This window comes from Amycolatopsis solani (assembly GCF_033441515.1).
GTDB classification, from domain to species: Bacteria; Actinomycetota; Actinomycetes; order Mycobacteriales; family Pseudonocardiaceae; genus Amycolatopsis; species Amycolatopsis solani.
This window is the reverse complement of the sequence record NZ_JAWQJT010000001.1, coordinates 186,760-201,663: the sequence shown is the minus strand read 5'-3', so window position 1 is coordinate 201,663 and position 14,904 is coordinate 186,760. Positions and strand designations below refer to the sequence as shown.

Sequence of the window (14,904 nt, the reverse complement as noted above, 5' to 3'; positions counted from 1 at the left end):
ATAAGCGCCGCGGGGAACCGGTGACTACCTACGAACGGGTGGTCTAGACAAATTCGGGAGGGCGGCACTTTCCCTACGAAAGTGCCGCCCTCCGCAGGTCAGACGGTGAGGGTCCAGGAAGAGAGGTAGCCGGTGTCGGCTGGGCCGACGTCCCGGATGCGGAGCTGCCACGCGCCGTTCGCGGCCTCCGAAGAAGCGTTGACGGTGTAGGTGGTGTCGAGGTTCGGCGTCGAGTCGCTGCTCGAGTTCTTCAGCCGGTACGCCGTGCCGTCCGGGGCGACGAGGTCGATGACCAGGTCACCGCGGTAGGTGTGGGTGATGTGCACCTCGACCTTGGTGGTGCCTGACGCGTTGCGCGCGCAGCCGCCGACGTTCGCGGTGCTGTTCACCGCGGCGGCCGGGTAGTCCGGGATGTCGAGGCGCGTCGAGTTGGTCACCGGTGCGCACGAAGACGTCCCGATGCCGAGCGAGAACGACGCTGTGTGGTCGGCGTTCGCGCCGTCGGCCGTCACCGTGATCGGGAACGTACCGGTCGGGGTCGAAGACGACGTCGAGATGGTCAGCGTCGAGGAACCACCCGAGGAGATGGTGGCCGGGCTGAACGACGCCGTCGCGCCCGACGGCAGGCCGGACGCGGACAGCGAGATCGACTGCGCGCTCCCGGACGTCGTCGTGGTGTTCACCGCGACCTGCAGCGACTGTCCCGGTTGGACGGTGCCGGCGGTGGGGTTGAGCGCGACGGAGAAGTCGTTGCCCTGCGTGGTGGCGACGGCCAGCTTCCAAAGCGCATACCCGATCGCGTCGGAGTTCTTCTCCAGCGGGGTGTCCGGGATGTTGGACGTCGTGTCGCACGCGCGGTGGTAGCAGTTGTCGAACGCCGCGCCCGCGGTGCCGCCCCACTTCTGGGCCTGCGCGGAGCTCTTGATGTCGCCGGCGCCGGTGGCCAGGCCGCCGACCGGGATGCCCGCGCTCTTGAACGACGCGTGGTCGGAACGGCCGTCTCCTTCGCTGTCGCCCTCGGTCTGGATGCCGATGGAGGAGAAGTACTCGTCGAAGATCGCCTTGACCGAAGCGACGTCGTCGTAGACGAAGTAGCCCCAGTTCTTCGAACCGATCATGTCGAAGTTCAGGTACGTCTTGATCTTCGTGCGCTCGCTGCTCGGCAGGTTGTTGACGTAGTACTTGGAGCCGACCAGGCCGGACTCCTCGTCGGCCCACCAGCCGAAGCGGACGCGCTTGGCCATCGCCGGGTTGGTGCGGGCCAGCGTCAGCGCGGTCTCGAGGATCGACGCGCTGCCGGAGCCGTTGTCGTTGATGCCGGGGCCGGCGCTGACGGAGTCGAGGTGCGCGCCGAGCATGATGACCTGGCTCGCGTCACCCTGCGGCCACTCCGCGATCAGGTTCTGGGACTGGCCGATGCAGCTCGTGCAGGTCTGGCGGGTCGTGGTGTAGCCGGCGTTCTTGAGCAGGTTTTCCACATAGGACACCGACGCCGCGTAACCGCCACCGCGTGGCGAACGCGTGCCGCCGTTGTTGTTCGCGATGGTCTGCAGCTGGTTGAGGTGGGTCTTGATGTTGGCCAGCGAGATGTCCGGCGCGGCGAGCGCCGTGGCGGGCGCGGCGGTGGCCGCTGGCGCGCTGACAACGCCCAACACGGCCGCCAGGGCGGTGACCCCGGCGCCGATCTTGCTCTTCCACTTCATGGCGGTGAATTCCTTCGGTGGGGGTTGGGAGCACTCCGGGGGCGTCGCTTTCACGTGAAAGCGACGCCCCCAGGTGGTCGCTTTCACGTGAAAGCGACGGGGTGGATCAGACGGTCAACGTCCAGGAGGACAGGTAACCGGTGTCGGCGGGGCCGACGTCTCGGATGCGGAGCTGCCACGCGCCGTTCGCGGCTTCCGAAGAAGCGTTGACGGTGTAGGTGGTGTCGATGTTCGGGGTGGAGTCGCTGCTGGAGTTCTTCAGCCGGTAGGCGGTGCCGTCCGGCGCGACCAGGTCGAGGACCAGGTCACCGCGGTAGGTGTGGGTGATGTGCACCTCGACCTTGGTGGTGCTGGACGCGTTGCGCGCGCAGCCGCTGACGGTGCTGGTGCTGCTGACCGCGCTCGCCGGGTAGTCCGGGATGTTCAAGCGCGTCGAGTTGGTCACCGGCGCGCACGACGAGGTGGTCCCCACGGTCAGCGTGTACTGCGCCGTGTGGTCGGTCGTGGCCCCGTCGGTGGTGACGGTGATCGGGTAGCTGCCGGTCGGGGTCGACGCGGTGGTCGCGATCGTCAGCGTGGAGCTGCCGCCCGACTGGATCGTCGCCGGGCTGAACGTCGCGGTCGCGCCGGCCGGGAGGCCCGACGCCGACAGCGTGATCGACTGCGCCGCGCCGGAGGTGATCGTGGTGCTGAGCGTGGTCGTCGCCGAGGCGCCCGGCTGCACCGAACCCGAGGCCGGGTTCAGCGCGACCGAGTAGTCGGCGCCGCCGCCGCTGCACGAGGTCGGCTCACCGCTGACCGTGGTGACGGAGACGGCGTCCCACGCGGCCTTGGTGGCGTTGTACTCGGTGCAGCTGCCCGGGAAGAGCGCGATCGCGGCTTCTAGGGTCGCCTTGCGGGCGGCCTTGTGGTTCCACGACGAGGTCTTCTTCAGCAGGCCGTTGTAGAAGATCTTGCCGGCCTTCTGGATGCCGACGCCGGTGACCGACGAGCTGTTGCAGGTCGGGCTGGCAGGCTTGCCGCCACCGGGGTTCGAGCCCTCTGCCAGCAGGTAGAACCAGTGGTTCTGCGGGCCGGCGGCCGCGTGCACCTCGGTGCTCGGGATCGACGACGAGTAGCAGTTCGGGTCGCCGACCTTCGACGGCTGGTACATGTAGCGGATCGGGCCCTGGCCGACCAGGTTGACGCCCTCGCCGACCTCGTAGTCCGGGGTGTCCTTGGTGTTGTTCGCGTACGCCTCGGTCAGCGCGCCGAAGATGTCGCCGGTGGACTCGTTGAGGCCGCCGTTCTCGTTGCCGGAACCCGCGCCACCCGGGGTGAACTGGAAGATGCCGTGGCCGAACTCGTGCCCGACGACGTCCATCGAAGTGGCCTGGCGCTGGTTGTCCTGCGAGTGCCCGAAGTGGGTCGAGGAGCCGTTCCAGTAGGCGTTGACGTCGGACAGGCCCACCGAAGCCGGGTAGCCGGTGCCGCTGCCGTTGATGCCGTTGCGGCCCAGCCAGTCGGCGAGCATCTTCCACTCGGTCTGGACGCCGTAGAGCGTGTCGACGCAGGCGGTTTCGAGGTCGGTGCCGGAGCCGTTGCCCCACGCGTTGTCGGTGCCGCTGTAGACGGAACCGCCCTCGCGGCCGCAGCTGATGCCGGTGCGGCCCGGGTCGCGCAGCGTGTACGTGCTGCCGGACTGCGTCGTGTCGATGGAGACGTTGCCGACGTAGTAGCTGTTGCCGGTGCCGGCCACGTTCACCGTCGTGGGCTGGGCCTGGGTCCGCGCTCCCGAGGCGAACGTCTTGACGTCGTCCCGCTTGTCGAGCACCGCGCCGGTCGCCGCGTCGACGAACACGTGCAGGTTGCTCGGTGCCGTCGCGGTGCGCCCGGCGACGACGACCTCGTAGGCGAGCTTCGGGCTCGTCCCGGCCAGCACGACCTTCTCCGGCGTGCTCACACTGTCCACAGTGGCCAGTTGAGCGCGCGCGGTGGCCGCGGCCTTCGCGGCGTCGACGAGCGCCTGCGTCCCGACGGTGATCGGTGCGGTGTCGGCGGCGCTGGTGCCGCGCACCCGCCCGGCGCCGTCGGCGACGACGACCGCGTCCCCGCCCACGACCCGCAGGCCCTGGTAGGTCCGCTGGTAGGCGCCGTAGAACAGGCCGCCGCCCCCGGCGGTCAGGCCGATGCGCTGGAACGCTTCGGCCGGGCCGCGCTTGAGGGCGTCGAGGCCGTTCGCGGCGGCCTGGTCGGCCGCGCGGGCCGCGGCCACGTCCGGTGCGGCGGGTTGTGCCTGGGGAGTCGCGCTCGCCGGGGTCACCGGTAGCGCGAGCGTCATGGCGAACCCGGCGGCGGCCGCCAAGCCCGTCCTGAACCCACGATGGGTCATCGAGGTCAACCTTTCCATGAAGGCAGAATCGAGGTCCGGTAAGGGAAAGAGGGGAGACGTGTCCGGCGGGCTAACAGGAGGTATGCGTCCGGACGCATCCGAGTAAAGGATCAGCGGATCTGGGCGTCAATGCGCCGAACGGACCAACGCCGCGTTCCGGATTCCCGGATCAATTCGTACAAAGCCCGCCGCAGCAGGGCATTCACTGCCTGATTCGAGCCGGAACGACTTTCGTAGGGATTGTCCCCGACACCATCCGAACGCCGGACGATCTCGATCACCGGGAATCGTTAGTGCTGCAAAGGAAAACGTTGTCGTGCCTGCTCAGTCGGCTTCCGCGCCCAGCGCGATGAGCCCGTCGCGCAGCACGTCCGCCGCCTCCGCCTGCTTCCCGGTCTCGCCCAGCAGCTCGCTCAACGGCCGCAGCGCGCGGACCAGCACCCCGCGCGCGCCCAGGCCGGTGGCCAGCTCGACGGCGGCACGCAGGTCCTCGGCCGCGCGCCGGGCGTCCCCGCGGGCCCTGGCCAGCGAACCCAGCTGCAGCCGCAGTTCCGCGGCCAGCGCCGTGCCCGCCACGACCGAGGGGCGCACCTGGTCGAGCAGCGCGGCCGCCGTTTCCAGCCGGCCCGCGGCCAGGTACTCCGCGGCGAGCTCGACGGTGATCGCCGGGACGTCGTCCGGCCACGCCGTCTCCCGCGCCGCGCCGAGGTCGGCCAGTGCGCCCTCGACGTCGCCGGCCCGGCCGCGGACCCGGGCCCTGGCCAGCAGGCAGTGCGCCATCGCCGGGTGCAGGGCCCGTTCCTGCATGAGGTCGTAGGCCGCGGCGACGGACGCGGCCGCGTCGGCGAACCGGTCGGCCGCCAGGTGGCTGCGGCACACCTCGACGTGGCTGCGGGTCAGCTCGGCCAGCACCGCGGGACCGCCCCGGGTGAGCCGCAGCGCCGAATCCGCGTACTCCGACGCCCGTTCCAGGTCACCCTGGCGCAGGTGCCGCTCGGCCAGGCAGGCTCGCAGCGTCAGCAGCATCGACGGCTGCGGGTAGCCGTCGCGCAAGAGCTCCGCGTGGCAGGTTTCCAGCAGGTGCAACGAATACTGGGCCTCGCCCCAGCCGCTGAGCACCGCCGCGCGCAGCGGCACGACCATCGCGCGGACCGGCGGCGGCTCGCCCGACAACAGCGTTTCGGCCTCCGCGACGTACTTCGTGCGGACGTCGCCGGTCGAATACCCGGCCAGCCACAGCAGCGCGATCCCGGCCTGCCGCGGCCGGTCCAGACGCTCGGCGTGCCGCCGGATCCGCTGCATGCGGGGTGCCGCGCGGCGGACGTCCCCGGCCAGGAACCGTTCCGCCGTCTCGATCAGCTCGAGGTCGAGTTCGAGCAGCTCCCGCGGGGAGCGCCCGCCGAGCAGTTCGTCGGGGTCGATGCCGAGTTGCCGGGCGAAGAACCGCAGCGCGTCGCCCGACGGGGTCCGCGCGCCGGTTTCGACCGACGACACGTACGCCGCGGAGTACTGCGGCCCGGCGAGCTGGCGCTGCGTGAGCCCGCGTTCGGTGCGCAGCTCACGCAGGCGTTCGCCGACGCTCTCGCTCACCCAGGTGCCTTTCCGCCGTGGACGTCCAGGGTAGGCCGCGCGGTGGCGGGGGAGTCGCCCGCCACCGCGCGACCGGGATCAGCAGGCGCCGCTGTCGCTCCACACGGCCCACGAGGTGGGCGCGCCGGGCTCGGCACCGGTCGAGTACCACAGGGACGTCCACTTGTGACCGTTGTGGCCGACGACGTCGTTGGGCACGTACGGCTTCGCCACGTCCCACTCGGCGAGGCCGTCGCAGCCGGTCGGCGGGGTGCCGGTGCCGACGGTCAGCGAGAACTGCGCGCTGTGGTCGGCGTCGGGGCCGTCACCGGAGACGGTCACCTGGCTGGTGCCCTGCGGCGTGCTCGCCGACGTGGTGATGGTCAGCGTGGCGGTGCCGCCGGACTGGACGCTCGCCGGGCTGATCGTCGCCTTCGCGCCCTCGGGCAGGCCGGAGGCCAGCAGCTGGACGGTCTGGGCGTTGCCGGAGGTGACCCGGGTGGTGATGGTCGTGGTCGCCGTCTGCCCGGGCTGGACGGACGCCGAGGTCGGCGACAGCGTCAGCGAGTAGTCGTTGCCGGCCGGCGGCTGGCCGCTGCACGTCGGCTCCCCGCTGACCGCGGGGACGCTCACCGCGTCCCAGGCGGCCTTCGTTGAGGTGAACTCGGTGCAGCTGCCCGGGAACAGCGCGATCGCCGCTTCCAGCGTGGCCTTGCGGGCCGCGCGGTGGTTCCACGACGACGTCTTCTTCAGCAGGCCGTTGTAGAAGATCTTGCCGGCCTTCTGGATGCCGACACCGGTGACGCTGGAGTTGTTGCACGTCGGGCTGGCCGCGCTGCCCTGGGAGAGGAGGTAGAACCAGTGGTTCTGCGGGCCCGCGGCGGCGTGCACCTCGGTGCTGGGGATCGAGGCCGAGTAGCAGTTCGGGTCGCCGACCTTGGACGGGTTGTCCATGTAGCGGATCGGGCCCTGGCCGACGAGGTTGACGCCTTCGCCGACGGAGAAGTCCGGGGTGTCGACGGGGTTGTTGGCGTAGTACTCGGTCAGCGCGCCGAAGATGTCGCCGGTGGACTCGTTGAGACCGCCGTTCTCGTTGCCCGACCCGGCGCCGCCCGGGGTGGTCTGGAAGATGGCGTGCCCGTACTCGTGCCCGACGACGTCCATCGGCGTCGCCTGGCGGCGGTTGTCCTGCGAGTGCCCGAAGTGCGTCGACGACCCGTCCCAGTAGGCGTTGACGTCGTTGAGGCCGACGCTCGCGCGGAACCCGCCGCCGGCGCCGTCGATGCCGTTGCGGCCGAGCCAGTCGTTGAGCATCTTCCACTCGGTCTGGACGCTGTAGAGCGTGTCCACGCAGCCGGTTTCGAGGTCGGTGCCGGACCCGTTGCCCCAGCTGTTGCTGCTCTTGGTGAAGATCGAGCCGCCCTCGCGGCCGCAGGCGACGCCGCGCCGGCCGGGGTCGGTCATCGAGTAGGAGCTGCCGGAGCCGGAGGTGTCGATCGAGACGCTCCCGGCGTAGTACGAATTGCCGGTGCCGGCCTCGCGCACGTCGTCCCGGGTGTCGAGGACGGCTCCGGTCGCGCTGTCGACGAAGACGTGCAGGTGCGTGGGCCGGCCGTGGTCGCGGCCGCTGACGACGACTTCGTAGGCGAGCTTGGGGGCGGCCCCGGCCAGCACGACCAGCTTCGGCGCGTCGGCCTTGTCCACAGTGGACACTTTGCTTCGGGCGATCGCTTCGGCTTTGCCGGCTGCCAGCGTGGCCTGGGTGCCGACGGTGATCGGCGCGGTCTCGGCGGCCTCGGTCCCGCGGACGCGCCCGGACCCGTCGGCGACGACGACCGCGTCCCCGCCGACGACCGGCAGGCCGTGGTAGGTGCGCTGGTAGGAGGCGAAGTAGAGCCCGCCGCCACCCGGGGTGACCCCGGTGCGGACGAAGGCCTCCCCGGCGCCCTTGGCGAGCCGGTCGGCGCCGCTGAGGGCAGCCTGGTCGGCGGCTCGCGCGGCGAGCGCCTCGGGTGGGGTGGCGACGGGAGGTGCGGCAGCGGCGGCCGGGATCACCGGCACCGCGAAACTCAGGGCCAGGCCGGCGATCGCCGCCAGCCCTCGTGGGGATCTCATGGGGAACCTTTCCGGGGACCGTGGGGAATGTGTCCGGCGGAATAACTGCTGTTATTGCGCCGGACGCGTCCGAGTAAAGGTTCCGGTCGTGCGCCGGTCAATGGGCCGGATGGCGTAGTGGTCGTGCGGCAAGATCGCGGCGTTCGGGGTGAAACCGCAGGAAACGGCGGGAGCGCGTACTGGTCTGAACCAATTCACAGACTTTCGTAGGGAGTTGGTTCTGGTCCGGACCACTGAGCCCAGTGGTCCGCCGAATTCAGGCCTCGGTGCCCGCCGCCGAGTCGAGGCCTCGACGGTAGGCCTCGATGGCCTCCGTCAGATGACCACGTTGTCGGAGCACATCACCGAGCCGCAGCGACGTCGAAACCGCCGCCCCGTGCAGCGATGCACCTCGCTGGATCTCCACCGCCTCGCGCAGCAGCCGGATCGCCGTCTCCGGGTCGCCCTGGGCGGCCGCGATCTGCCCGCGCAGCCCGGTGGCCTCGCCGAGTGCCTCCACGTCCCGCGTGAGCAACGGCCACACCTCCGCAACCAGCGCCGCCGCCTCGTCCGGGGCGCCTTGGCGGAGCCGGACCTCGGCCAGCTCGACCGTCGCGCCGGCCAGGCCCTCTTCGGAACCGATCGCCGCGAGCTGGTCGCGGGCCGCCGTCAGCTCCGTGCGGGCTTCGGGGAGGCGGCCCAGTCGGCGCAGCAGGTAGCCGCGGGCCCAGCGGCAGCGGGCCGCGTCGCGGTCGAACCCCACCGACTCGAACAGCCGGCACGCCTCCGTCAGGTCCCGCAGCGCCTGGTCCGCGCGCCCGATCGCCTGCCACACCTGCGACGCCTGGCGGTGGAAGCGCGCCACGAAGTCCGGCCGGGTGGCCGCGCGGGCCAGGCGCCTGCCGTCCTCGGCCGCGCGGCGGGCGCGGTGCAGGCCGCCCATCTCCATCAGCGGGTGGATCAACGCGCTGAGCAGGCACAGCTCGGCGTCCGGGTCGGCCGGCCGCGCGGCCAGCTCCGCCTCGACGCGCGCGATCCCCGCGCCCGCGTCGCCGCTGAGGTACCGGCAGCCGGACCAGCGGTGCACGATCATCGCCCGCAGCCACGGCGGTGCCGCGCCCGCCAGCTCGTCCGCGTGCTCCAGTTCCGCCTGCGCGCCGGTGACGTCGAAGAGCTGCCACTTCACCTCGGCCTGGCAGAACCGCGCGTAGCACTCGACGTCGTCGAGGTGGTAGCCGGCGGCCTGCTTGGCCACGGACGCGAACCGCGTCTCGGCGTCGGCGACGCGGCCCTGCTCGAGGTCGCGGTAGCCCTCGTCCAGCGACGCGCGCAGCTCGTCGGCGACGCCGGGGGGACGGCCGAAGCGCAGCTCGTCGACGGTCAGCCCGAAGCGCTCGGCCAGGTACGCCAGCATCTCGTCCGACGGCGGACGGCTGCCGGTCTCGACCTTCGCCAGGAAGCCGCGGTCGTAGCCGGGCTCGGCGAGCTCGCGCTGGGTCCACCCGCGGTCGGTGCGCAACCGCCGGATCCGCGCGCCGAGCGGTTCGGTCATCTCCCCACGGTAGGTCATCGCCCGTGAAGTCGCGGAAACGGACATATTGACGCCCCGGCCGCCGTCAGGCTAGCGTTAAATAGGAAACTTTCCTAACAAAGTGGAGGCCGATCATGCGCCTGCTTCCCCTCGTGACGGCGGCCGCGCTCGCCGTGCCCCTCGCCGCGGTCCCGGCCGAAGCCGCGACCCCGGCCGAGGTCCGCGTCGACCAAGTCGGTTACGCGCTGGGGGAGGCGAAGCACGCCTACCTGCTCGGCGGTGCGGCGGGGAAGTTCACCGTCGTCGACGAGCGCGGCCGCACGGTCCGCGAGGGCCGCACGGGAGCGAATCTCGGCGCCTGGAACGCCGCTTACCCCAAGGTTTTCGACCTCGATCTGTCCACTCTGGACCGGCCGGGCACCTACCGGGTCAAGGCCGCCGGCGCGACTTCGCCGCCGTTCCGGATCGACACCGCGAGCCGGCTGTTCCGCCCGCTCGTGCGCGCCACCACCGAGTTCTTCCAGGCCCAGCGCGACGGCCACGACGTCATCCCCGGCCGCCTCGACCGCCAGCCCTCACACCTCGCCGACCGCACCGCGACCGTCTACGCCGAACCGAAGTTCGCCGGCGAGGGCGGCGACGAAATCGTCGAACCGCTGAGGCCGACCGGCGGCCCGGTCGACGTCGAAGGCGGCTGGGTCGACGCCGGCGACTTCGTGAAGTTCACGTCCAACACCGCGTATGCGCTGGCGGAACTGGGTTTCGTGCTGCGCGAGGACCCCGACCCGGTGCTGGCGAAGGAGGTCCGGTTCGGCCTCGGCTGGCTCGACAAGGTCTGGGACGGCCAGACCAAGACCCTCTACGCCCAGGTCGGCATCGGCACCGGCAGCGAGGAGTTCGGCTTCCTCGGCGACCACGACGTCTGGCGCAATCCCCAGGACGACGACGCGCTCGACGTCAAACCCGGCGATCCGGCCTACTTCGTCAAGTACCGCCCGGTGTTCCCGGCCGCTCCGGCGGGCGCGCCGCTCTCGCCCAACCTCGCCGGCCGCGTCGCCGCCGCGTTCGCGCTCGGCGCGCAGGTGTACGCGCACCGGGACCCGCGGCTGGCCCGCCACTACCTGGCGGAGGCCGCGGCGGTGTTCGCCCAGGCCCGGACGACCGGCGTCGGTGAGCTCGTCACCGCGTTCCCGCACGCCTACTACCCGGAATCGTCCTGGGAGGACGACCTGGAGCTGGGCGCGACGCAGCTCGCGCTCGCGGCGCGCGCGCTGAAAGATCCGCGCGCGAACGGCTGGGCTCGCGACGCGGCGAAGTGGGCGAAGGCGTACATCGGCAGCGGCGACACGAGCACGCTGAACCTCTACGACACCAGCGCGCTCGCCCACGCCGACCTCGCCGGGCTGCTGCGCACCGGCGTCCCGGGTGCCGCGCTCGGCGTCCGCGAGCTGACCGCGGACCTGCGGCGCCAGCTCGACTCCGGCGTCGAGGCGGCGAAGCGGAGTCCATTCCGGACGGCGGTCGCCGTCACCGACTTCGACGCCGCCAGCAAGAGCTTCGGCTTCGCCGCCACCGCGCGGCTCTACCAGCGCGTCACCGGCGACACCCGTTACGCCGCCTTCGGCGCGCAGCAGCGGGACTTCACCCTCGGGGCCAACGCCTGGGGCGTCTCGCTCGTCGTCGGCGTCGGCACGACGTCGCCGCAGTGCCCGCACCACCAGGCCGCGAACCTCGCCGGCCCGTCGAAGGTGCTGTACGGCGCGGTCGTGAACGGGCCGAACGGCGCGGACAACTTCGCCGACCTCCCGTTCCCGGCGGGCGCGAAGGCGTGCACTCGTTCGTATGAACCCTTCGACGGACAGGGAAGCCGCTACGCCGACGACTTGAGTTCATGGCCCAGCAACGAGCCGGCCATCGACTTCACCTCGACGGCGCTGCTCGCATTTTCGCTGGCGGTGAGGCCGTAGCATGGGGAAGTGAGCGATCAGTCTGAATGGCCGGACGGCCAGTACCCCGAACGCCCGGTGGAGCGGCACAAGGGCCCGGTCGTGCTGCGCCGCGACCGCCGCGACCAGGGCAGCACCACCGACCAGCGGCTCCTGGATGCGCGCGGCCCGAGCGACTGGGTGCACACCGACCCGTGGCGCGTCCTGCGGATCCAGGCCGAGTTCGTCGAAGGCTTCGGCGCGCTCGCCGAGGTCCCGCGCGCGGTCACCGTGTTCGGCTCGGCCCGCACCAAGCGCGACAACCCGGAGTACGAGCTCGGCCGCAAGATCGGTGCCGCGCTGGCCGACGCCGGGTTCGCCGTGATGACCGGCGGCGGCCCGGGCGCGATGGAGGCCGTCAACCGCGGCGCGGCCGAGGCCGGCGGCTTCTCCGTCGGGCTGGGCATCGAGCTGCCGTTCGAGCAGGGCCTGAACCCGTGGGTCGACCTGGGCGTCAACTTCCGGTACTTCTTCGCCAGGAAGACGATGTTCATCAAGTATTCGCAGGCCTTCATCTGCCTGCCCGGCGGCTTCGGCACGCTCGACGAGCTGTTCGAGGCGCTGACGCTGGTGCAGACCAAGAAGGTCACCAAGTTCCCGGTGGTGCTGTTCGGCAGCGACTACTGGGGCGGGCTGTACGAGTGGATCAAGAACTCGGTGATGGCCGAAGGCAAGATCAGCCCGCACGACCTCGACCTGCTGCACGTCACCGACGACATCGACGACGCCGTCCGCGTGGTGCAGGAGTCCTACCAGGCGTGGGAGGACACCCACTGATGAGCCGGATCTGCGTGTTCTGCGGCTCGTCCATGGGCTTCTCGCCGCGCTACGCCGAGCAGGCGGCCGCACTCGGCAAGCTGCTGGCCCAGCGCGGCATCGGCCTCGTCTACGGCGGCGCGAGCGTCGGCACGATGGGCGTCGTCGCCGACGCGGCCCTCGCGGCGGGCGGCGAAGTGATCGGCGTGATCCCGGAGGCGCTGTCTTCGGTCGAGATTTCGCACGCCGGGCTGTCCGAACTGCACGTCGTCCGCGACATGCACGAGCGCAAGGCCAAGATGGCGGCCCTGTCGGACGGCTTTCTGGCCCTCCCGGGCGGCGCGGGGACGCTGGAGGAGCTGTTCGAGGTCTGGACGTGGGCCCAGCTCGGCCTGCACGGCAAGCCGATCGGCCTGGTCGACGTGGACGGCTACTACGGGCCGCTGGTGTCGTTCGCCGACCACATGGTGACCGAGGGGTTCGTCAAGGCGGAGTACCGCGAGCTGCTGATGGTGGACGCGGACCCGGCGGTGCTGCTCGACCGGTTCGAGACGTATGAACCGCCGGCCCCGCCTAAGTGGGCGAAGGGAGCGCCGGGGATCTGACGTCGGTGCTCGCCCGGACGAACGCGGCCACCGCCCGCGAGCGCGTCCGGTCGGGCCACGCCAGCAACACCGACGTCCGGGGCGCGTCGAGCACCGGCAGGCACACGATGTCCGCCCGCGCGTGGCGCCGGGCCGACTCGGGGACCACCGCGACGACCTGGCCCAGCGCCACCAGCTGCAGCAGCTGCCCCGGATCCCGGATCTCGGGGCCGTTCACGTCGCTGCCGGGCCAGCGGGGGAACGGCTCGCCGTCCAGGTCCGCGAGCACCAGCGCCGCCCGGTCCGCCAGGCGGTGGCCGCGGGGGAGGAGCACCAGCTGGTCCTGCTCCAGCAGCAGCTCGGTGTCGAACCCGGCGACGTCGTCGTGCGGGCCGTGCAGGAACGCCAGGTCGACGCGGCCGTCGCGCAGCATGCGGGACTGCTCGCGGATCCCGCCGACGACGATCTCGACCTCGATCGCGTCCGGATCGGCCCGGTAGCCGGGGAGGATCCGCTCGAGCAGGCCCGCGTCGCCGTCGGGCTTCATCGCCACGAGCAGCTTCGGCACGTCTTGCCCCGCGCGCTGGGCCCGGCGCACCGCGGCGTCCACCGCGTCGAGCGCTTTGCGGCTCTCCGCGAGGAACACCGCGCCGGCGGGCGTCAGCGTCACGCCGCGGCTCGTGCGGTCCAGCAGCGGCACGCCCATGCGGCGTTCGAGCTGCTGGATGGCGCGTGAAAGCGAGGGCTGCGCCATGCCGAGGCGCCGCGCCGCCCGGCCGAAGTGCAGTTCTTCGGCGACGGCGACGAAATACGCGAGCTCCCGCGTCTCCATACCGCCAGGGTATCCGCCGATGCGGCATCGGTGTTGGCTCTCGCGGACGGCTCGCTGGTGTGCTGGAGCCATGGACGAAATCACTTTGGTCACCGGCGCTAACAAGGGCATCGGCCGCGAGATCGCCGCGCAGCTGGCCGCCCTCGGGCACACCGTCGTCATCGGCGCCCGCAGCGCGGAACTGGGCGAGAAGGCAGCCGCGGAGCTGGGCACGGATCCGGTGGTCCTCGACGTGACGGACCCGGCGTCGGCCGCCGCGGCCGCCGCGCACCTCGACGAGCGCTACGGCCGGCTCGACGTGCTGGTCAACAACGCCGCGATCGCCCGCCCGCCGGGCACGGACCTGGCGCAGCAGCGCCCCAGCACCGCCGACCTGGGCACGCTGCGCACGATCTTCGAGACGAACTTCTTCGGCGTCATCACGGTCACGAACGCCCTGCTGCCGCTGCTGCGCCGGTCGGCCGCGCCGCGCGTCGTCAACGTCTCCAGCAGTGCCGCGTCACTGACCCGGAACGCCGACCCCGAGGCCCAGCTGCCGATCTCCGCCGGCTACACCCCGTCGAAGACCGCGTTGACGTCGTTGACTCTGCAGTACGCGCGCGAGCTGCGTCCCGACGGGATCCTGGTCAACGCCGTCTGCCCCGGCTATTGCGCGACGGACCTGAACGGCCACACCGGCTTCCGGACCCCGGCCCAGGGCGCGGTCGCGGCGGTGCGGATGGCGACGATCCCCACGGACGGCCCGACGGGCACGTTCGTCGACGACGAGGGCCCGGCGCCCTGGTGACGCCTCAGGCGACGCCTTCGCTCGGCCTCTTGTGGTAGGTGTCCACGTATTCCTGGCCCGAGAGCTCCAGGATCGCGTACATGACCTCGTCGGTGACCGACCGGCGGATCGCCGGCGCGTAGTCCTGGCCCTCGTAGCGCGAGAAGTCCAGCGGCTTGCCGAACGTGATCCCGATCTTCGCGCGCCGGGGGATCTTCGCGCCGTTCGGCTGGAGGCCTTCGGTGCCGGTGAGCGCGACCGGCACCACCTTCGCGCCGGTCGCCAGCGCCAGCGCCGCGACGCCGGTGTGGCCGCGGTGCAGCCGGCCGTCCAGTGACCGGGTGCCCTCCGGGTAGATCGCGAAGACGCCACCCGCGTCGAGGACCTTGCGCGCCGCTTCCAGCGCGGCGAGCCCGGCCTGGGCGTTGCCGCGCTCGACCGGGATGTAGCCGAGGCCGCCGACGAACCCGGCCATCAGCTTGCCCTTGAGGCCCTTGCCGGTGAAGTACTCCGCCTTGCCGAGGAACTTCACCTGGCGCGGGGTGGCGAACGTGATCACGCCGGTGTCGAGCGCCGCCCGGTGGTTGGCCGCCAGCAGCACCGGGCCCGTGGCGGGCACGTTCTCCACGCCGCGCACCTCGGGCCGGTAGAGCGCCCTGGCCAGCGGCCCCAGCACGAAGCGGACGAGCTGCGCGATCAAGTGGTCCTCCTCC

Annotated in this window: 12 protein-coding genes; 4 read left to right on the top strand and 8 right to left on the bottom strand. The window is 71.6% G+C overall.

Annotated features, from left to right (window positions below; translation table 11 throughout):
* Nucleotides 1–98: 98 nt before the first annotated feature.
* The 6 genes from SD460_RS00930 to SD460_RS00905 all read right to left on the bottom strand — a co-directional run bounded on the left by SD460_RS00930 (nt 99) and on the right by SD460_RS00905 (nt 9,307).
* Nucleotides 99–1,703 (bottom strand): M28 family metallopeptidase, encoded by a 1,605-nt coding sequence (locus SD460_RS00930; RefSeq protein WP_290051699.1) that lies wholly within the window; start codon nt 1,701–1,703, stop codon nt 99–101.
* 106 nt (nt 1,704–1,809) lie between these two features.
* Nucleotides 1,810–4,074 carry a M4 family metallopeptidase gene (locus SD460_RS00925; RefSeq protein WP_290051701.1) on the bottom strand — a complete coding sequence of 755 codons (2,265 nt, stop codon included), beginning with the start codon at nt 4,072–4,074 and terminating at the stop codon, nt 1,810–1,812.
* A 110-nt stretch (nt 4,075–4,184) separates the two neighbouring features.
* On the bottom strand, nt 4,185–4,355 hold the full coding sequence (locus SD460_RS00920) for a hypothetical protein (protein WP_290051702.1): 171 nt from the start codon (nt 4,353–4,355) through the stop codon (nt 4,185–4,187).
* Between the two features lie 43 nt (nt 4,356–4,398).
* The gene (locus tag SD460_RS00915; protein WP_290051703.1) at nt 4,399–5,664 is read right to left on the bottom strand and encodes a helix-turn-helix domain-containing protein; all 1,266 of its coding nucleotides are present in this window, start codon (nt 5,662–5,664) and stop codon (nt 4,399–4,401) included.
* A gap of 78 nt (nt 5,665–5,742) precedes the next feature.
* Nucleotides 5,743–7,758 (bottom strand): M4 family metallopeptidase, encoded by a 2,016-nt coding sequence (locus SD460_RS00910; protein WP_318305825.1) that lies wholly within the window; start codon nt 7,756–7,758, stop codon nt 5,743–5,745.
* A gap of 256 nt (nt 7,759–8,014) precedes the next feature.
* Nucleotides 8,015–9,307 (bottom strand): helix-turn-helix domain-containing protein, encoded by a 1,293-nt coding sequence (locus SD460_RS00905; RefSeq protein ID WP_438860559.1) that lies wholly within the window; start codon nt 9,305–9,307, stop codon nt 8,015–8,017.
* A 95-nt stretch (nt 9,308–9,402) separates the two neighbouring features.
* Between SD460_RS00905 and SD460_RS00900 the strand changes: the two genes are divergently transcribed.
* Genes SD460_RS00900 through SD460_RS00890 form a run of 3 tightly spaced genes read left to right on the top strand, consistent with a single transcriptional unit; the run spans nt 9,403 to nt 12,614 of the window.
* Nucleotides 9,403–11,235: a glycoside hydrolase family 9 protein gene (locus tag SD460_RS00900; protein ID WP_290051707.1), complete on the top strand. Its 1,833-nt coding sequence runs from the start codon at nt 9,403–9,405 to the stop codon at nt 11,233–11,235.
* 9 nt (nt 11,236–11,244) lie between these two features.
* A complete protein-coding gene (locus SD460_RS00895; RefSeq protein ID WP_290051708.1) occupies nt 11,245–12,030 on the top strand; it encodes an LOG family protein in 786 nt (261 codons plus the stop codon).
* The gene (locus SD460_RS00890) at nt 12,030–12,614 is read left to right on the top strand and encodes an LOG family protein (RefSeq protein WP_290051709.1); all 585 of its coding nucleotides are present in this window, start codon (nt 12,030–12,032) and stop codon (nt 12,612–12,614) included. Before SD460_RS00895 ends, SD460_RS00890 begins: the two co-directional genes overlap by 1 nt.
* On the opposite strand, the gene SD460_RS00885 is transcribed toward SD460_RS00890, so the two are convergent.
* A complete protein-coding gene (locus SD460_RS00885; protein WP_318305824.1) occupies nt 12,583–13,425 on the bottom strand; it encodes a LysR family transcriptional regulator in 843 nt (280 codons plus the stop codon). The genes SD460_RS00890 and SD460_RS00885 overlap by 32 nt on opposite strands.
* Before the next feature lie 70 nt (nt 13,426–13,495).
* Here SD460_RS00885 and SD460_RS00880 point away from each other — a divergent pair, with 70 nt between their 5' ends.
* On the top strand, nt 13,496–14,212 hold the full coding sequence (locus SD460_RS00880; RefSeq protein WP_318305823.1) for an SDR family oxidoreductase: 717 nt from the start codon (nt 13,496–13,498) through the stop codon (nt 14,210–14,212).
* Nucleotides 14,213–14,216: 4 nt separating this feature from the next.
* On the opposite strand, the gene SD460_RS00875 is transcribed toward SD460_RS00880, so the two are convergent.
* On the bottom strand, nt 14,217–14,891 hold the full coding sequence (locus tag SD460_RS00875) for a lysophospholipid acyltransferase family protein (protein ID WP_290051770.1): 675 nt from the start codon (nt 14,889–14,891) through the stop codon (nt 14,217–14,219).
* Nucleotides 14,892–14,904: the final 13 nt, after the last annotated feature.